The sequence below is a fragment of the Achromobacter sp. NFACC18-2 genome (assembly GCF_900108985.1).
GTDB lineage: Bacteria > Pseudomonadota > Gammaproteobacteria > Burkholderiales > Burkholderiaceae_B > Achromobacter.
The window spans coordinates 79,339-96,536 of sequence record NZ_FNYM01000003.1; the positions used below are offsets into that span (position 1 = coordinate 79,339).

At 67.3% G+C, this 17,198-nt stretch carries 14 protein-coding genes; 7 read left to right on the plus strand and 7 right to left on the minus strand.

Going from position 1 to position 17,198, the window contains the following annotated elements:
* Positions 1 to 20 precede the first annotated feature (20 nt).
* A complete protein-coding gene (locus BMW75_RS05270; RefSeq protein WP_092577587.1) occupies positions 21 to 989 on the minus strand; it encodes a tripartite tricarboxylate transporter substrate binding protein in 969 nt (322 codons plus the stop codon).
* A 42-nt stretch (positions 990 to 1,031) separates the two neighbouring features.
* Entirely contained in the window at positions 1,032 to 2,363 is a 1,332-nt protein-coding gene (locus BMW75_RS05275) for an arylsulfatase (RefSeq protein ID WP_092577589.1), read from the minus strand.
* 122 nt (positions 2,364 to 2,485) lie between these two features.
* Here BMW75_RS05275 and BMW75_RS05280 point away from each other — a divergent pair, with 122 nt between their 5' ends.
* Positions 2,486 to 3,388 (plus strand): LysR family transcriptional regulator, encoded by a 903-nt coding sequence (locus tag BMW75_RS05280; protein ID WP_092577592.1) that lies wholly within the window; start codon positions 2,486 to 2,488, stop codon positions 3,386 to 3,388.
* Positions 3,389 to 3,400: 12 nt separating this feature from the next.
* Here BMW75_RS05280 and BMW75_RS05285 read toward each other — a convergent pair whose 3' ends face one another.
* Entirely contained in the window at positions 3,401 to 3,838 is a 438-nt protein-coding gene (locus BMW75_RS05285) for a hypothetical protein (RefSeq protein WP_092577595.1), read from the minus strand.
* Positions 3,839 to 4,283: 445 nt separating this feature from the next.
* Between BMW75_RS05285 and BMW75_RS05290 the strand changes: the two genes are divergently transcribed.
* Positions 4,284 to 4,487: a cold-shock protein gene (locus BMW75_RS05290; RefSeq protein WP_006223700.1), complete on the plus strand. Its 204-nt coding sequence runs from the start codon at positions 4,284 to 4,286 to the stop codon at positions 4,485 to 4,487.
* A 41-nt stretch (positions 4,488 to 4,528) separates the two neighbouring features.
* Positions 4,529 to 4,786, plus strand: a complete 258-nt coding sequence (locus BMW75_RS05295; RefSeq protein WP_092577599.1) for a hypothetical protein — start codon at positions 4,529 to 4,531, stop codon at positions 4,784 to 4,786.
* A gap of 87 nt (positions 4,787 to 4,873) precedes the next feature.
* On the opposite strand, the gene norR is transcribed toward BMW75_RS05295, so the two are convergent.
* Positions 4,874 to 6,403: a nitric oxide reductase transcriptional regulator NorR gene (gene norR / locus BMW75_RS05300; protein WP_092577602.1), complete on the minus strand. Its 1,530-nt coding sequence runs from the start codon at positions 6,401 to 6,403 to the stop codon at positions 4,874 to 4,876.
* Positions 6,404 to 6,554: 151 nt separating this feature from the next.
* On the opposite strand from norR, the gene ytfE reads away from it, so the two are divergent.
* Positions 6,555 to 7,226, plus strand: coding sequence for an iron-sulfur cluster repair protein YtfE (ytfE, locus tag BMW75_RS05305; protein ID WP_092577605.1), 672 nt, complete (start codon positions 6,555 to 6,557; stop codon positions 7,224 to 7,226).
* A 219-nt stretch (positions 7,227 to 7,445) separates the two neighbouring features.
* Positions 7,446 to 8,363 carry a DUF808 domain-containing protein gene (locus BMW75_RS05310; RefSeq protein ID WP_092577608.1) on the plus strand — a complete coding sequence of 306 codons (918 nt, stop codon included), beginning with the start codon at positions 7,446 to 7,448 and terminating at the stop codon, positions 8,361 to 8,363.
* A gap of 10 nt (positions 8,364 to 8,373) precedes the next feature.
* Here the strand turns inward: BMW75_RS05310 and BMW75_RS05315 are convergent, their stop codons facing one another.
* Genes BMW75_RS05315 through BMW75_RS05325 form a run of 3 tightly spaced genes read right to left on the minus strand, consistent with a single transcriptional unit; the run spans position 8,374 to position 14,122 of the window.
* A complete protein-coding gene (locus tag BMW75_RS05315) occupies positions 8,374 to 9,834 on the minus strand; it encodes an efflux transporter outer membrane subunit (RefSeq protein WP_092577611.1) in 1,461 nt (486 codons plus the stop codon).
* Positions 9,835 to 9,836: 2 nt separating this feature from the next.
* The gene (locus BMW75_RS05320; protein WP_092577614.1) at positions 9,837 to 13,034 is read right to left on the minus strand and encodes an efflux RND transporter permease subunit; all 3,198 of its coding nucleotides are present in this window, start codon (positions 13,032 to 13,034) and stop codon (positions 9,837 to 9,839) included.
* The gene (locus tag BMW75_RS05325; protein WP_092577616.1) at positions 13,031 to 14,122 is read right to left on the minus strand and encodes an efflux RND transporter periplasmic adaptor subunit; all 1,092 of its coding nucleotides are present in this window, start codon (positions 14,120 to 14,122) and stop codon (positions 13,031 to 13,033) included. Before BMW75_RS05325 ends, BMW75_RS05320 begins: the two co-directional genes overlap by 4 nt.
* A gap of 243 nt (positions 14,123 to 14,365) precedes the next feature.
* Between BMW75_RS05325 and BMW75_RS05330 the strand changes: the two genes are divergently transcribed.
* Both BMW75_RS05330 and BMW75_RS05335 read left to right on the plus strand, forming a co-directional pair.
* Positions 14,366 to 14,989: a TetR/AcrR family transcriptional regulator gene (locus BMW75_RS05330; protein ID WP_092577619.1), complete on the plus strand. Its 624-nt coding sequence runs from the start codon at positions 14,366 to 14,368 to the stop codon at positions 14,987 to 14,989.
* A 120-nt stretch (positions 14,990 to 15,109) separates the two neighbouring features.
* Entirely contained in the window at positions 15,110 to 17,080 is a 1,971-nt protein-coding gene (locus tag BMW75_RS05335; protein WP_092577622.1) for a BCCT family transporter, read from the plus strand.
* Positions 17,081 to 17,198 lie beyond the last annotated feature (118 nt).

Here is a 17,198-nt window from a genome sequence, read left to right on the forward strand (position 1 = left end):
CAAGCGCTGAACCGCGCCGTTCAGTTCGCCAGCTTCACCGCGCCGCTGTCGATCAAGGCTTTCCATTTGGCGTTGTCGGCCTGGATGAACGTCAGCAGATCTTCCCGCGATCCGCCGCCCGCCAGCATGCCGGCATTGTCCACCGCGGCCTTGAATTCGGGCGTTGCGACGGCGGCGCGCAGCGCGGCGTTGATCGGTTCGAGCTGTTCGCCGGTGATCGCGTTGCTGGCCGCCACCGAGAACCATTGGGTGGCGGCGTAGCCTTTGAATCCCGATTCCGCCACGGTCGGCACACTGGGCAGGCTGTCCAGGCGATAGGGCGTCGTGACCGCGTAGGCCTTCAAGGCGCCAGCCTTGATCTGCGGCATCACCGGCGCGGAGCCCAGGATGGCCAGCGGAATCTGCCCGCCCGCCACGTCCGCCACCGCCTGGCCGCCGCCCTTGTACGGCACGTGCACGATGCGGGTGCCGGCGTACTGGTTCAGGAGTTCGCCCGCCAGGTTCTGCGAGGTGCCGTTGCCGGAGCTGCCGTAGCTCCAGGCTTCCGGCCTGCGCTTCGCGTCGGCCAGCACGTCCTGCAGGCTGTCCTTGGCGTCGCGGGCCGGGCCGACGATCACCATGGGGCCTTGCGCCATCAGCATCACGGGCGCCAGTTCGCGGCCGATCTCGGGTTGCGGCGTGGGATAGATCAGCGGTCCCGGCACGGTGATGAGATAGCCGTCGGCGGGCTTGCTGCGCGCCACCAGTTGCAGGGCGATCGCGCCGGATGCGCCCGGACGGTTTTCCACGATGACGTTCAGGCCGGTCTTGCGCGCCAGTTCCTGCGCGGCGATGCGGGTCAGCACGTCCGCGGTGCCGCCGGGCACGAAGCCCACGACCCAGGTGATCTGCTTGGCCGGCCAATCCTGCTTGCCGTCGGCCGCGCCGGCCGCGGCGGCGGGCAGTGCAAGCGCCAGGACCAGCGCGCCGCATGGGATAGCGAATTTCATGTTTTCCCCTTGATTTCTGCTATCGAGTGAACCGCCACGGCGTCAACTGGGGTCCAGTTTTCCGGGCGGGGTGTTCGGATGCGCGGCGCAGGACTGGTTGAAGGCCTGCACCATTTTCAGGATGGGGCCCAGCACCCACGTATTGAAGATGAGGACATCGCTTTCCTCCTTGGGGTCCTGCTTCACGTTGAAGAGATAGGGCGATTCCAGCTTGCCCTTGCCCTCGTTGACCTCGGGCTCCCAGTAGAAGTGCAGCTTCCAGTCGCGCCACTTGACGGCGCGCAGGTCGTTCTTGATGTAGAACAGAAAGCCTTCCCGCAGCGACGTCGCGCTGGCCCCCGTGAAGAAATCGGTCTGGTCGATGCCGTCGATGGGACGGTCCTGCGGAATCTCCGCGCCGCCGATGCGCGACAGCGTGGTGTACAGGTCGGTGACGTGGACCATTTCGTTGGACACCTGGCCGGGCTGCACGCGGCCGGGCCAGCGGATGATGAAAGGCACGCGCAGGCTGCCTTCCATGGCGGTGTGGTACGTGCCGCTCCAGGGGCCGGCGGTGCCTCGGTAGGGCCTGCGGTACTCGGGGCCGTTGTCGCTGCAGAAGATGAACACGGTGTCGTCGCGCAGGTCCAGCGCATCCACGGCCTGCACGATCTGGCCGACCCGGTGGTCCATTTCGACCATCGAATCCGCGAAGTCCCCCGCGCCGGTGCGCCCGGCAAAGTCGGGATGGGGCAGGGTCGGAAAGTGCAGGTGCACCAGGGGCAGATACAGGAAGAACGGACGCGCGGCCTGGGCGTTCTTGCGCATGAAGCCGATGGACCGGTCCACCAGTTCGGCGTCGATGCCGCGGCGCGTGTCCAGGTCGTAGACCTTGACGTTTTCCGACGGTCCGCCCGCCTGGCCCTGCATGATGTGCGGGATATCGGCCACCGCCGGATCGAAACCCACCGAGGCGGTGAACTGGCTTTCGTCGGTGGTGCGCGGGATGCCATACCACTCGTCGAAGCCGCGGTCCGACGGGTAGCGCCCGGGCACGTCGCCCAGATGCCATTTGCCGAAGTGCGCCGTGGCGTAGCCCTGGCCCGACAGTTGCTGGGCCAGCGTGATCTCGTCGCGCGTGAGCCCCTGCGGCAGGCCCGGCGGCACGGATTGCAGGCAGCCGGTGCGGATCGGATGCCGCCCGCTCATCAGCGCCGAGCGCGTGGGCACGCAGTCGCTTTCCACGTTGAAGTTCTGCAGCAGCAGGCCTTCGGCGGCCAGGCGGTCGATGTGGGGCGTGGGCGCGCCGCGCAGGGCGCCGCCGCCGTAGCAGCCGAGTTCCCCCCACCCCAGGTTGTCGGCCACGATCAAGACGATATTGGGCTTCTTGTCCAACTGCGGTTCCCCCTTTTTTCCATGTCCTGCGCCGTTGCGAATGCTCGGGTTGATCCCAGGATTCTAGGAGGGGAGGGGGAACATAAAATTCCCAATACGGAGCTTATGGATAACCAAGAGTTATGAATCTGTCGTTGCGGGACATCGAATACTTCCTGGCCGCGGTCGAGCATGGCAACCTGGACCGCGCGGCGGCTTCGTGCGGCGTGAGCCAGCCCGCGCTGTCGAAGTCGCTGCAGCGGCTGGAGGCCGACACGGGCCTGGGGCTGCTGGACCGCAGCCGCCGCGGACTGCGCCTGACGTCGTCGGGGCTCGTGTTCCTGGAACACGCAAGAAAGCTCTGGGCGGAATACCGGGATGCGGTGCGGCACGCGACCGAATTGCGCGTGGGGCAGGCGGGGCTGCTGCGCGTGGGCGTGACGGGCGCGACGGTCGACAGTGTGGCGATGCCGGCGATGCGCCGCCTGCTGCCGCGGCGTCCCGCGCTGCGGGTGCAATTGACGCAGGGCCTGTCGGATGATTTGAACGAGCTTGTCGCCAGCGGCGCGCTCGACCTGGCGGTGACGCCCATCTACGCCGACGTGCCCGTGACGTTGCACCAGGAATTGATCGTCGAGGACCGGCTGTGCGTGGCCGCCAGCCGCCGGCATCCGCTGACCGCGCGGCGCAAGCTGGCGTTGCGCGACCTGGCGGGCCTGCGGTGGATCCTGCCCAAGCCTTCATCCATCGCGCGCAATGCGCTGGACGCGCGGTACGCGGAAAACGGCCTGCCGCTGCCGGCGGCCGCGCTCGAAGTGGAGCATTTCTCCAAGGGAACGCTGGAGCTGCTGGCGCATTCCGACCTGGTGGCGCTGTTGCCGCAAAGCGCGCTGGCGGCCGCCAGGGATGTGGTGGCGCTGCCGGTGGCGCTGGGGCCGCCGCTGCCGCGTTCGATCGCGCTGATCTCGCGGCAAGGCACGACCTGGTCGCCGCTGATGAACGAGTTCCGGCGCGCCATCCTGGATACCGCGGCGGATATGGCCTGAGCCGGGCCGCGCCTAGCGACCCAGTTTCATCGACACGTCCGTATGCGTGCCGCGATCGAGGTCCGCGCCCATCGGCTGGTCCCATTCGGGCAGGCTGAGCAGTTCCTTGCTGACTTCGCCGGCTTCGATGCGCCGTGCGATGTCGTCCAGCAACTGCGTGCGCGTGGCAAAGCCCTTGCCCTGCAGATCGCGCGCGAAGAGGCGATAGGTCAGGTTGGGTTCGGCGCCTTTCATCACGCCCAGGTTCAGGATGTGGCCACGTTCGTCGCGCATCAGCAGATGGCCGGGACGGGCGTAGATGCGGTAGATGCGCCACGGCGATGAAATCGCGGCGTGGACGGCGCGGGGCTCGCGCTTGGTTTCACCGCCGCCCGGGGGCGGAGGCGCCGAAGGAAGCCGTTTGACGCACGCGTTTGCGAATCGGGCGATGGACCTTCCGATGGCGCTCAAAGCGCGGCTGCCATCAGCCCGTGGGCATCAAGGAAAACGAGGACTTGCGGCATGCGCTTGCGCGGTATGGCCATGTTGGAACTCCTGTATGGCGATACGGCGAGGCGACGCGCGTTCAAGCACCACGCGTCGAGCATACGCCCTTTATGCGCCGGCACGGTGCAAAAGACCGATTGGTTACGCATTAAGCGCAATCAGGCTCGAAAACTCGCGCATTGCATCGGAAAACCGCGGAAAACCCGCGCATCGGGGCATCAGGGTGGTATTTGGAAACGCCGGTTGACATTACCCCGGCCTGCACCCATAGTGGGTTTTGAAGCTTTTCGAGCATCGTGATTTTCGTCCGGTCTTGCACCCTTTGCGGGGCGCTTCATTGTTCGCGGTCCTTTCCTTGACTGGCTCATTTCGCGGGGCAACCCGCAGCCCGCAGTCAAAGGAAAAAATCATGGAAACCGGAATTGTGAAGTGGTTCAACGATGCCAAGGGTTTTGGCTTCATCATGCCCGAAAATGGCGGCAAGGATTTGTTCGCGCATTTCTCGGAAATCGTCAGCGACGGCCATAAGGTGCTACTCGAAAACCAGCGTGTCAGCTACGTGACCGCGCAGGGCGCCAAGGGTCCTCACGCCACCCAGATCCGCGCGCTGTGATCAAAAGGCCGCAAGGCCTTTTGATCCGTATTGGAGGTCACATGCTTCATAACAACATGGTCTACAAGGGATACCGCCTTACCGCGCGCGTCTCCCGCGCTGATGCCGCAAGCGGCAGCCAGCCCGCCTTTACCGCCACCGTCGCCGTGGAACTCGCGGGCGACCAGGACAGGCTCGGCGAGCCTCACCTCGTGCCGCTATTCGTCTCGGGCGGCGTGGTTTCCAGTCCCGGCATGGCGGTGGATGCCGCGATCCAGCACGGTCGCAGCGTGGTCGATGCGCATGCACGGCCGGGCTAAGCCCGCTTTTTGCCCGTCTTTGCCGGTTTTTGCCCGGTTAATCCCGATTGACTGAACCGGCCCGCGAGCGCGGGCCGTGCCTTCGCCTCAGGGTTTCAGGCCCAGCCGGCGCGCCAGCTTGTGCAGGTTGCTGGCATCCACCTCCAGCGCCCGCGCCGCCATGGCCCAGTTGCCCTGGTTGGCGTCCAGTGTCCGCCGGATGACCTGCCGCTGGCAGGCGTCCACCGCGTCGCGCAGCGATTGCGCGGGGCCGGCCGGCGCGCACGCATCCGCCGCTTCGCTTTCCACGGCAAGCGGCATGTCCCCGTCCGACAGGTCCAGCAGCTTGGCGCCCAGCGTCACGATTTCGTTGCGGCTGGCGCCGTGGCTGACCGCCTTGATCGCGGCGCGGCTGATGACGTGTTCAAGTTCTCGCACATTGCCGGGCCAGCGGTATCGGCGCAGCATTTCCTCGGCTTCGGGCGACAGCCGCAGGCTGCGCAGGCCGAGCCGCGCGCGGTTCAGTTCCAGATAGCGGCCGGCCAGCAGCAGCACGTCGTTGCCGCGGTCGCGCAATGGCGGGATCGGAATCGGATAGACCGACAGCCGGTGGTAGAGATCGGCGCGGAAATCACCCGCGCGCACCAGGTCGCGCAGGCTGCGGTTGGTGGCCGCCACGATGCGCACATCCACCGTGCGCGGACGGTCGTCGCCCAGCCGCTGGATCTCGCCGTTCTGCAAGGTGCGCAGCAGCTTGGCCTGCACCAGCAGCGGCAGCTCGCCCACTTCGTCCAGGAACAACGTGCCGCCATTGGCGGCCTCGAAACGGCCCGGACGGTCGGCGACGGCGCCTGAAAACGCGCCCTTCGCATGGCCGAACAGTTCGCTTTCGGCCAGGGACTCGGGCAGCGCGGCGCAGTTCACATGGATCAGCGGCCGGTCGCGGCGACGTGACAGCGCGTGCACCCGGCGCGCGAACAGCTCCTTGCCGACGCCAGTCTCGCCCAGCAGCAGGATGGGCAGTTCGGAGTCGGCGACGACGGCTATCTCGTGCAGCAGCCGTCCGATGGATTCGCTCTGGCCCAGGATCTCGCTGCCGGCGGGCGCGGCGCTGTCCGCCGGCGCCTGCCCGCGCGCCACGCGCAGGGCGCGGATTTCAGCCTCCAGGCGGGTGGTGCGCAACGCGGCCTCCAGCAGCACGATGTAGTCGCGCAGGTCGGCCTGGGCGTCCATGTCGAAAGTGCCGACCTCCAGCGCGTCCAGTGTCAGCACACCCCAGGTCTTGCCTTCGACGTGCAGGCTGGTGCCCATGCAGTCGTGCACCGGCAGCGGCTCGCCCGCCATGCCGTTGATGAGGCCATCGTACGGGTCGGGCAGGGTGCTGTCGTGATGGAAACAGGTGACGCCGCGGCGCGCAAGGATGGCCGCGAGCCGCGGGTGCTGCTGCACCGCGAAGCGGCGGCCCAGCGCGTCCTGCGTCAGGCCGTCCACCGCGACGGGGCGCAGGTGGTCTTCTTCAAGCTGCAGCAAGGCCACGGCGCCGCAGCGGAAATGGGTGCGCAGGCTGGAGACCAGGCGCTGCAGGCGGATGGCGGGGGGCAGGTCCGCGACCAGGTCGGCAAGCAGGAGGTTTTGCATGGGTGGATTCTACCGTCGCGGGGTGAATTAAACCCTGGTTATCAATGGTGAAATTCACCCTTTAATTTGCAGGTAATTGATAAATAGCAAGTTTTTCCTGGCACGGTTTTCGCATGGGTGGATGCACCGTCATGATCAATGGAGAGACGCAATGAGCATGGTTGAGCAATCCCTGGGGCAGTTGGCCCGCAGCATTCCGGGCGCCACGCAGGTGTTTCATGAATTCGAGCTGGACTTCTGCTGTGGCGGCAAGAAGAGCCTGGCCGAGGCGGCCGCCCAGCGTTCGCTGGATCCGGCCACGATCGAAGCGCGCCTGATGGCCCTGGCGCAAAACCCCTCGCAGGAGACGGACTGGAGCCAGGCCTCGCCTGCCGAACTGGTCGACCACATCCTGGCGCGCTATCACGAGGTCCATCGCCAGCAACTGCCCGAACTGATCCGCCTGGCGCTGAAGGTGGAGCAGGTCCACGCCGACAGCCCGGATTGCCCGGCCGGCCTGGCCGACCACCTGCGCACCATGCAGCAGGAACTGGAAAGCCATATGCAGAAAGAGGAACAGGTGCTGTTTCCGATGCTGGCGCGCGGTCACGGGGCCATGGCGACCATGCCGATCATGGTGATGCGCATGGAGCACGACGACCACGGCGTCGCGCTGGAACGCCTGCTGACGCTGACCAACAACGTGACGCTGCCGCGTGCGGCCTGCAACACGTGGCGCGCGCTGTACCTGGGCATCAGGCAATTCAAGGAAGACCTGATGGCGCACATCCATCTGGAAAACAACATCCTCTTCGACAACGCAGCCGCGCGCGCGCAGGCCTAGCGGCCTGCCGGGCCTCGGGCGCCACGTCCGCAAGGGCGCGGCGTAGCCCGGCATGCGCTTGGGCGTCCACGGGACGGCGCCTGCGCCCGGTGCTGGCGGGATACCGGCCCAGGAAGTTGCCTGCCTTGCGGCCGCGGGCCGGACGCACGGGCCGGGGGCGTGAATCCGCCGCCCGCCGCCTGTACACTCGGAACACCTTACAGGGGAGAGGGGGTTTCGATGGCCGGAAGCAGTTTCTTTGCGTTGTTCGACGATATCGCCACCATCCTGGATGACGTTTCCGTCATGACCAAGGTGGCGGCCAAGAAAACCGCGGGCGTGCTGGGCGATGACCTGGCGCTCAATGCCCAGCAGGTCACCGGCTTGCCGGTCAAGCGCGAGCTGCCGGTGGTCTGGGCGGTGGCCAAGGGCTCCTTCATCAACAAGCTGATCCTCGTGCCGGCGGCGCTCCTGATCAGCGCATTCGCGCCCTGGGCCGTGACCCCGCTGCTGATGCTGGGCGGCGCGTTCCTCTGCTACGAAGGCGTCGAGAAGCTGGCGCACAAGTACCTGCCGCACGGCGAATCCCCCGAAGGCCACCACGCCGCGCTCGCCGGGGCCCTGCAGGACCAGTCGGTCGACATGGTGGCGTTCGAAAAAAAGAAGATCAAGGGCGCGGTGCGCACTGACTTCATCCTGTCGGCCGAAATCATCGTCATCAGCCTGGGCGCCGTGGCCGGCGCCGACTTCACCCGCCAGGTCGCGGTGCTGTCCATCATCGCCGTCGGCATGACGGTCGGGGTATATGGCCTGGTCGCGGGCATCGTCAAGCTGGACGACCTGGGCGTGCACCTCAGCCAGAAGGCCTCGCGCGGGGTCGCCTGGCTGGGCGAGCGGATCGTGGCCGCGGCGCCGTACCTGATGAAGACCCTGTCCGTGGTCGGAACGGCCGCCATGTTCATGGTCGGGGGCGCCATCCTGACGCACGGCATCCCGCCGGTGCATGCGGTCATCGAACACGCCGCCGCCGCGGTCGGCGGGGGCGGCGTCGTGCACGCGCTGGTGTCCACCTTGCTCAATGCCCTGTTCGGCATCGTGGCGGGGGCCGTGGTGCTAGGCGTGGTGAACCTCGCCAAGCGCCTTTTCAAGAAGGGCTGACGCCGGGGCGCTACGGCTTCTGGGGGGCGCTGGCGGGCGAGCCCATGGCCTGGAACAGCGCCGCCGTCTCCGTCATGCGGTTGTTGGCGTACTCCAGCTCGCGCAGGCGGGCCCCCACGTAGTGCTGTTCGGCGGCGTATTCGGTGTAGGGCGCCAGGGCGCCCAGCCGCACGCGCTTGGCCGTGTTCCGATAGGACTGCTCCGCGGCCAGGCGCGAGGCTTCGGCCGACGCCAGCGCCTGCCCGCCGGCTTCCAGGCGCGACAGGGTGTCGGCCACGTCGCGGAACGCCGTCAGCACGGTCTGCTTGTACTGCAGGACAGCCGCTTCATACCGGTCCCTGGCCGCGTTGCGTTCGGCCAGCAGCGCGCCGCCATGGAAGATGGGCTGGGTCAGCGATGCCCCGATGGCCCAGATGGCGCCGGCCCCGGACAGCGCGTCCCCCCACGCAAAGCCGCCCTTGCCCATGGACGCCGACAGCGACAGGCTGGGAAAGAGCTGCGCGGTCGCCAGCCCCACGTCGGCCGCGGCGGCCTGCACCACGGCCTCGGCCACCTGGATGTCGGGCCGCGCGGCCAGCAGTTCCGAGGGCACCATCACCGGCACCGCGTCCGGCACGGCCAGCGCGTCGAAGGCGAGGTCCGGCGGCGCCTGGTCGGGGCTGCGCCCCAGCAGCACGGCCAGCGCGTGGCGCGTGGCATGCCACTGCGCGCGCAGTCCTGGCAGCGACGCCTCCAGCGTGGCGGCGTCCTGGTCCGCATCCAGCGCGTCGTTCTGCGAGGCCGACCCCAGCTCGTACCGGCGCTGCGTGTCGCGCGCCACCTGGCGCAGCAACACCACCTGCTTTTCCGTCAGCGCCACGCGCTCGGCCAAAGAGGCCGAGGTGATGGCGCCGGTGACGATATTGGCCGCCAGCGAACGCCGCGCGGCTTCCAGTTGGTAGGCCTGCTGCTCGACCTGCGCCGCCAGCGAGGTATTGGCAAAGCGCGCGGCGCCGAACAGGTCCAGGTCATACGTGGCCTGGATCTGGCCGGTAAAGACGTTGTAGAGCGCCGTGGGTTCGGGCAGTTCAGGCATCGTCACCGCGCGATTGCGCGTGGCGCTGGCGCCCGCGTCCACGGACGGCAGCAACGACGAATTGACCTGTCCGCGCAATTGTTCCCGCGCCCCGGCCAGGTTGCGTTCGGCCGCGGCCAGGTCGGGACTGTTGGCCAGGCCTTCCTCGACCAGCGCATCGAGCGCGGCGGAACCATAGCGCTTCCACCATTGCGGCACGGGGTGCGCCCCGCGCTCAAAACGCTGCGCGACGCCCTGCGCGGCCGCGCCGGCGGGGGGCACGGCCTGCACGCCGTACTGCGCGGGCGGCGTCACCTCGGGCGGCTTGCTGTCCGGCGCGAAGGCGCACGCGCCCAGCATCAGCACCAGCGGCAGGACGGTGAATCGACGGCTTGCGCGGGTGAAATCCATGGTCATGATCAGGCTCCTCGCTCCGCCGTGTCGCCCGCGTTGGCGCCGGGCGGCACGCCTTCGGGTTCGTCGCGTTCGTCGTGCCGCACGCGGAACCACGCGGCGTACAGCGCGGGCAGGAAGAACAGCGTCAGCACCGTGGCGCTGGTGATGCCGCCCATCAGGGCGGTCGCCATGGGGCCGAAGAAGTTGCTGCGCAGCAAGGGTATCAGCGCCAGCACCGCCGCGGCGGCCGTCAGCGTGATCGGCCGGAAGCGCCGGACGGTGGCGCCGACGATCGCGTCCACACGTTTGTGGCCCGCGCGGATGTCCTGTTCGATCTGATCCACCAGAATGACCGAATTGCGCATGATGATGCCGAACATGGCGATCACGCCCAGCATCGCGACAAAGCCGAAGGGCTTGCCGAACAGCAGCAGCGCCGCCACCACGCCGATCAGTCCCAGCGGCGCCGTCAGCACCACCATCAGGACGCGCGCGAAACTCTGCAGCTGCACCATCAGCAGCGTCAGCACCGCCACCACCATCAAGGGCATCTGCGCATTGATGGACGACTGGCCCTTGCCGCTTTCCTCCACCGGTCCGCCGACTTCGATGCGAAAGCCCACCGGCAGCTCGGCGCGCAGCGCGTCCAGCTTTTTGTCGATGGCATGCGTGACGTCGATACCTTGCGCGCCGGCGGTCACGTCGGCCTGCACGGTAATCGTGGGCTGGCGGTCGCGTTCCCAGATGACGCCGTATTCAAGCCCGTAGCGCACCTGCCCCAGGCTGCCCAGCGGCACCGGGCCATTGGTGGTGGGCATGGCCAGCGTGGCGAGGCGGGCCGGGTCGATCCGCTCTTCGCGCGGGGCGCGCAGACTGACGTTGATCAATTTGTCGCGTTCGCGGTATTGCGTCACGGTGTAGCCCGACAGCGTCATCGCCAGGAAGTCGGCGATGTCGGCCGAGCTGATGCCCAGTTCGCGCGCTTTCTGCTGGTCGACCTCGAAGCGCACCGAGCGCTCGGATGGCTCGTCCCAGTCGAACTGCACGTTGGCCGAGCGCGGGTCGGCGCGCACCTGGGCCGCCACCTTCTCGGCCACCGCGCGCACCTCGGGAATCTTGTCGCCGCTGACCCGGAACTGCACCTGATAGCCGACCGGCGGTCCGTTTTCCAGCCGCGACAGGCGGCTGCGGAAGGCGGAGAAGTCGCTGCGCAGCATCGGCTCCAGCCACTGCGCGAGCTTTTCGCGATCTTCCACCGAGTGCGTGGTGATGACGAGCTGGGCGAAGTTGGGCGTGGCAAGCTGCTGGTCCAGCGGCAGGTAGAAGCGCGGCGCGCCGGTGCCGACGAAGCTCACCGAATGCGCGATCTCGGGCCGGCCTTCCAGGGCCTTTTCCAGGCGCTCGACCTGCCGCAATGTCGCGGCGAACGACGCGCCTTCCTGCAGGCGCACGTCCACCAGGAGTTCGCTGCGGTCTGAGCTGGGAAAGAACTGCTGCGGAACGAAGCGGAACCCGGCCATCGCCACGACGAACACGAGCACGGTGCCGGCCAGCACGAGATAGCGGCGGTCCACGCACCACGCGACCCAACCGCGCAGGCGCTGGTAGAACCGGGTGTCGTAGATGTCGTGCTCGTGGTCGTGGGGCAGGTGCGCCTCGCGCTTGCGCTCGGGCAGCAGGCGATAGCCCAGCAGCGGGATCAGCACCACCGCGGCGAACCACGACGTGATCAGCGCGATGGCGGACACCTGGAAGATCGAGCGCGTGTATTCGCCCGTGCTGGACTTGGCCAACGCAATGGGCAGGAAGCCCGCCACCGTGACGAGGGTGCCGGTCAGCATGGGAAAGGCGGTGCTGGTGTAGGCATAGGCCGCGGCGCGCGTCCGGTTCCAGCCCTGCTCCAGCTTCACCGCCATCATCTCGACGGCGATGATGGCGTCGTCGACCAGAAGGCCCAGGGCCAGCACCAGCGTGCCCAGCGAGACCTTGTGCAGGCCGATGCCGAACATCTCCATGAAGAGCGCCGTGATGGCCAGCACCACCGGGATGGAAATCACCACCACCATGCCGGTGCGCAGCCCCAGCGACACCAGGCTCACCGCCAGCACGATGGCCACGGCTTCCGCCACGGAGCGCAGGAATTCATCAACCGAATGCGACACGGCCGTGGGCATGCTGGAGACTTCGTCCAGCGTCAGGCCCGCGGGCAACTGGGCCTGCAGTTCCTTGAACTTCACGTCCAGCGACTTGCCCAGGCGCACCACGTCCTGGCCGGGCTGCATGGTGATGCCGATGCCCAGCACGGTCTTGCCGCCAAAGCGCATCTGCTGCGTCGGCGGATCGTCGTAGCCGCGGCGGATCGTGGCGATGTCGCCCAGCCGGATGGACTTGTCGTTGACGCGGATCAGCGTGTCCGCCAGCGCACGGCTGTTGGCGAACTGGCCGGTGGGCCGCACGAAGATGCGGTCGTCCGCCGTGGTCAGCGTGCCCGCGCCCTGCACGGCGTTCTGGCTGTTGATCGCCTGCGCGATCTGCTGCGGCGACACGCCCAGCCGGGTGAGCTGGGTGTTGGTGATTTCGATGTAGATGTGCTCGGGCTGGTCGCCGAAGTAATCCACCTTGGCCACGCCCGGCACGCGCAGCAGCACCGTGCGCAGCTTGTCCGCGTAGTCGTGCAACTGCGCCGGGGAGAACCCGTCGCCCTGCAGGGTGTAGATGTTGGTGTAGACGTCGCCGAACTCGTCATTGAAGAACGGGCCCTGCACGCCCTGGGGCAGCGTGGCCCGGATGTCGCCCACCTTCTTGCGCACCTGGTACCACTGATCGGCCACGGTGCTGGCGGGCGCCGAGTCCTTCATCGTGTAGAAGATCAGCGATTCGCCGGGCCGCGAGTAGCTGCGCAGGAAGTCCGTGTTGGCGGTCTCCTGGAGCTTCCTGCCGATGCGGTCGGTTACCTGTTCCTGCACCTGCTGTGCGGTGGCGCCGGGCCAGAGGGTCTGGATGACCATGACGCGGAAGGTGAAGGGCGGGTCCTCGGACTGCGCCAGCCGCGAATACGACAGCACGCCGAACAGCGTGACGAGCGTGATGATGAAGATCACCAGCGGCTGGTGCCGCAAGGCCCAGGCCGACAGGTTGAAGCTGCCTTCCTCGTGACGGTGGGCGTCGTGCCCCGCGTCTTGCACCGCGTCTTGACCGGCGTCCTGGCCGGGGGCGCTCATGATGCGAAGTCCTCGGGATGCAGCGGCGGCACCGCGCGCACCTTTTCGCCGGCCGACACGGTGTGCACGCCTTGCCACACCACGCGCTCGCCTGCCTGCAAGCCCGCCGACAGGGTTATGGTGCGCGCGTCGTAGCGCAGCACCTGCACCCGCCGCAGCTCCAGCGTGTCGGCGTCGGGCTTGACGATCCAGATCGCCGGCTCGCGCCCGTCATGGAAAAGGGCCGTGGCCGGCACGGTGTAGGTCGCCTGGCCGTTGGCCGAGCGATTGTCGAAACTGATGTTGGCGGTCATGCCCAGGCGCACCTCGGGCGTGGGCGACTCCAGCGTGAGCTTGGCGCGGTAGGTGCGGCTTTGCGGGTCGGCCGCCGGCGCGATCTCGCGCAGCACGGCCGTGAACGTCTGGCCGGGCAGCGGCCCCAGCGTGACGGCGGCGCGCTGGCCGATGGCCAGGCTGGCCAGCAGGTTTTCGGGCACGTCGCACAGCGCGTCGATGTCGCCCGCCCACGCAAGCTGATAGACGGGCGTGCCGGCCGCCACGTTCTGCCCGGTGTCGGCCTCTTCGGCGGTGATGACGCCGGCGTGGTCGGTCTGGAGCGTCGTGTACTTGAGCTGGTCCGCCGCCAGCGCCGCTTCCTGCGCGGCCTGGTCCCGCTGCGCGAGCGCCGAGGCATAGGCGTTGCGGGTCTGCTCGAGCTGGGTGGCGGCGATCAGGTTCTCGCGCGCCTGGGCCCGGTCGCGGTCCAGTTGCTGGCGGGCGTAGTCCAGCTGGTGCTGGGCGGCGGACAGCGCCGCGCGCGCGGCGGCGGCATTCTTGGCTGCGTCCGCCGGATCCAGCCGGGCCACCACCTGTCCGGGTTTGACCGTGTCGCCCAGCCGGACCTGCCGCTCGATGATCTTGCCGCCCACGCGGAACGACAGCGGTGTGCTGTAGCGGGCCTGGACTTCGCCGGGCAGCGTCCACGCGGGCAGAGCCGCGTCGGCCTGCGCCGGCATGGCGACCACCGGGCGCGGCGCGGGGGCGGATGCCTGTTCGCGGCCGCATCCGCTCACGGCGGCCGCCAGCGCCACCAGCGCGGACAGGGCCATCAGCCGTGTCCGCCGGCGGGACGGGGCGGGGGAAAGGGGCGGCGCTGCATCAGCAACGGCGTCGCGCGCAATGGAGCGCGCGCACGGGCCAGGACAATTCACAAAACACCTCGCGGCGCGGAACGGCGTAAAAGGGGGGTGAAAAAGGGACGAGCCGGACTCGATACGGACTGGATTCTAATACAGTCATGTATCTGGATTCAATGTTGAATTTGAAATGCGCACCGATGCTAAACTCGCGCCATGTCAAAAGTCCGCCTAACTCGAGAGCAGAGCCGTGACCAGACGCGTCAGCGTCTGCTCGACGCCGCGCAATCGATTTTTCTATCCAAGGGCTTTGTGGCCGCCAGCGTCGAAGACATCGCCGAGCAGGCCGGCTACTCGCGTGGCGCGTTCTATTCGAATTTCGGCAGCAAGTCCGAGCTCTTCCTGCAACTGCTGCGGCGCGACCACGAAAGCGTCATGGCCGACATGCGCGCTATCTTCGCGGACGGCGAATCGCGGTCGCAGATGGAAGCGCGCGTTCTGCAGTACTACAGCACGCATTTCCGCGAGAACGACTGCTTCCTGCTCTGGATGGAAGGCAAACTGCAGGCGGCCCGCGATCCGGAATTCCGCGTGGGCTTCGCGGCCTGTCTGCGCGAGCTGCGCGAAGCCACCACCGAATACGTCAAGCAGTTTTCGGCGCACGTGGGCACCCCGCTTCCGCTGCCGGCCGAGCAGCTTGCGCTGGGGCTGCTGGCGCTGTCGGACGGCATGCAGTTCAGCTATGCCTTTGATCCGCAGGGCGTCACGCCCGAAATGACGGAGGCCGTGCTGGCCGGGTTCTTCCGCCGCGTGGTCTTCGGCGAGGCCACACCGGATTGAGGCCGCGCGGCCGCGAGTTGTCAGGCAGGTTTGTCCCGTGATAGTAATAGCCACGGCGTGCGGCCGGACTGAGGGGGCTCGCGCCGCAGGATCTCACCCTCGGGCGTAAGGAGCAGCCGCATGACTTCGGAAACCCGAACACCCAGCATCAATCGGCCCGTTTTTTTTCCGGCGGCCATCGTCACCCTGCTGCTCGTGGGCTTTGCCATCCTGGCGCCCGAGTCCGCGCAGACGCTGTTTGACTCCGTTCAGCGCTGGATTCTCGGCAACGTCAGTTGGTTCTACATCCTGGTGGTGGCCATCATCCTGTTGTCGGTGGTGTTCCTGGCCGTGAGCCGGTACGGCGACATCAAGCTGGGGCCCGACCACAGCGAACCCGACTATCGCAACTTCACCTGGTTCGCCATGCTGTTTTCCGCCGGCATGGGCATCGGGCTGATGTTCTTCGGCGTGGCCGAACCCTTGATGCATTTCCTGTCTCCGCCGTTCGGCGAAGGCGGGACCGTCATCGCCGCGCGCGAGGCCATGAAGATCACGTTCTTCCATTGGGGGCTGCATGCGTGGTCGATCTACGCCATCGTGGCGTTGATTCTGGCGTTCTTCAGCTATCGGCACGGCCTGCCCCTGACGCTGCGCTCGGCGCTGTACCCCTTGATCGGCAACCGGATCCACGGGCCGATCGGTCACGCCGTCGACATCTTTGCCATCCTGGGCACGGTGCTTGGCGTGGCGACCTCGCTGGGCCTGGGGGTTGCCCAGATCAACAGCGGGCTGAACCATCTGTTCGGCGTTCCTGTCGGCGTGACGTCGCAGATCATTCTGATCGTCATCACGTGCGGACTGGCGACAGTGTCAGTGGCAAGCGGCCTGGACAAGGGAATCCGCATCCTGTCCGAGACCAATCTGGCATTGGCCGTGGTGCTGCTGCTGTTCGTGCTGATCGTGGGACCGACGGTGTTTCTGCTCCAGACCTTTGTGCAGAACACGGGCACCTATCTGTCCGATATCGTCAACAAGACCTTCAACCTCTATGCCTATGAACCGACCGACTGGATCGGTGGCTGGACGCTGTTCTACTGGGGCTGGTGGATCGCCTGGTCTCCCTTCGTGGGCCTGTTCATCGCGCGCATTTCCCGCGGTCGCACCATCCGCGAATTCGTCACCGGCGTCCTGCTGGTGCCCGCGGGCTTCACCCTGTTCTGGATGACGGTGTTCGGCGACACGGCCATCCACATGATTTTCGTCGACGGGGTGCAGGGGCTCGCGGAGGTGGTGGAGGCCGATTCCTCGCTGGCGCTGTTTGCCTTTTTCGAGCATCTGCCCTTGAGCAGCGTGCTTTCGCTGGTGGCTATTGCGATGGTCGCCGTGTTCTTCGTCACTTCGGCGGACTCGGGGGCGCTGGTGGTGGACTTGCTGGCTTCCGGCGGGCAGGACCGCACGCCTGTCTGGCAGCGCATTTTCTGGTCGCTGCTGATGGGCGCGGTCGCCATCGCCCTGCTGCTGGCCGACGGCCTGACCGCGTTGCAGACCGCCACCATCGCCAGCGCGCTGCCGTTCTCGATCATCCTGCTGCTGTCGCTGTGGGGCCTGTTCAAGGCGCTCAAGCTCGATGCGACCAAGCGCGGCATCCGCTACCAGTCACTGACGCTGTCGCGGCCGGCGCGCGGCGGGCAGTCCTGGGAGCGGCGCCTGCGCAACATGGTGATGATGCCGCGCCGCGCCCATGTGCAGCGCTTCATTTCCGACGTGGTGCGGCCGGCCTTCGAAGACGTGGCCGACGAATTGCGCAAGCAGGGCTATGCGGTGCAGGTGCGGGAAGACCAGGACGAGGGCGGGGCGATCCTGGAGGTTTCCCATGGCGAGCACCTGGATTTCTCCTACGCCGTGCAGCCCCAGGCCTTCGTGCGGCCCAGCCTGACGCCCGACGAGGCCGCCGACGAAGAAGAGCGCAAATACTTCCGCGCGGAAGTCCACCTGCGCGAAGGCGGCCAGGATTACGACATCATGGGCTGGAGCCGGGACGCCGTGATCGGCGACATCCTGGACCAGTACGAACGCCACCGGCATTACCTGCACATGGTGCGCGCCTGATCGGCCCATCCTCGCTTGCCCGATTCCGCCACGCCGCCCGCGTGGCTTTTTTTCGTCCATAGCCCGGCCCTATCCGCGCCATTGCTTCATCCGCTTTGACGAAAAGCCGCGAATCATG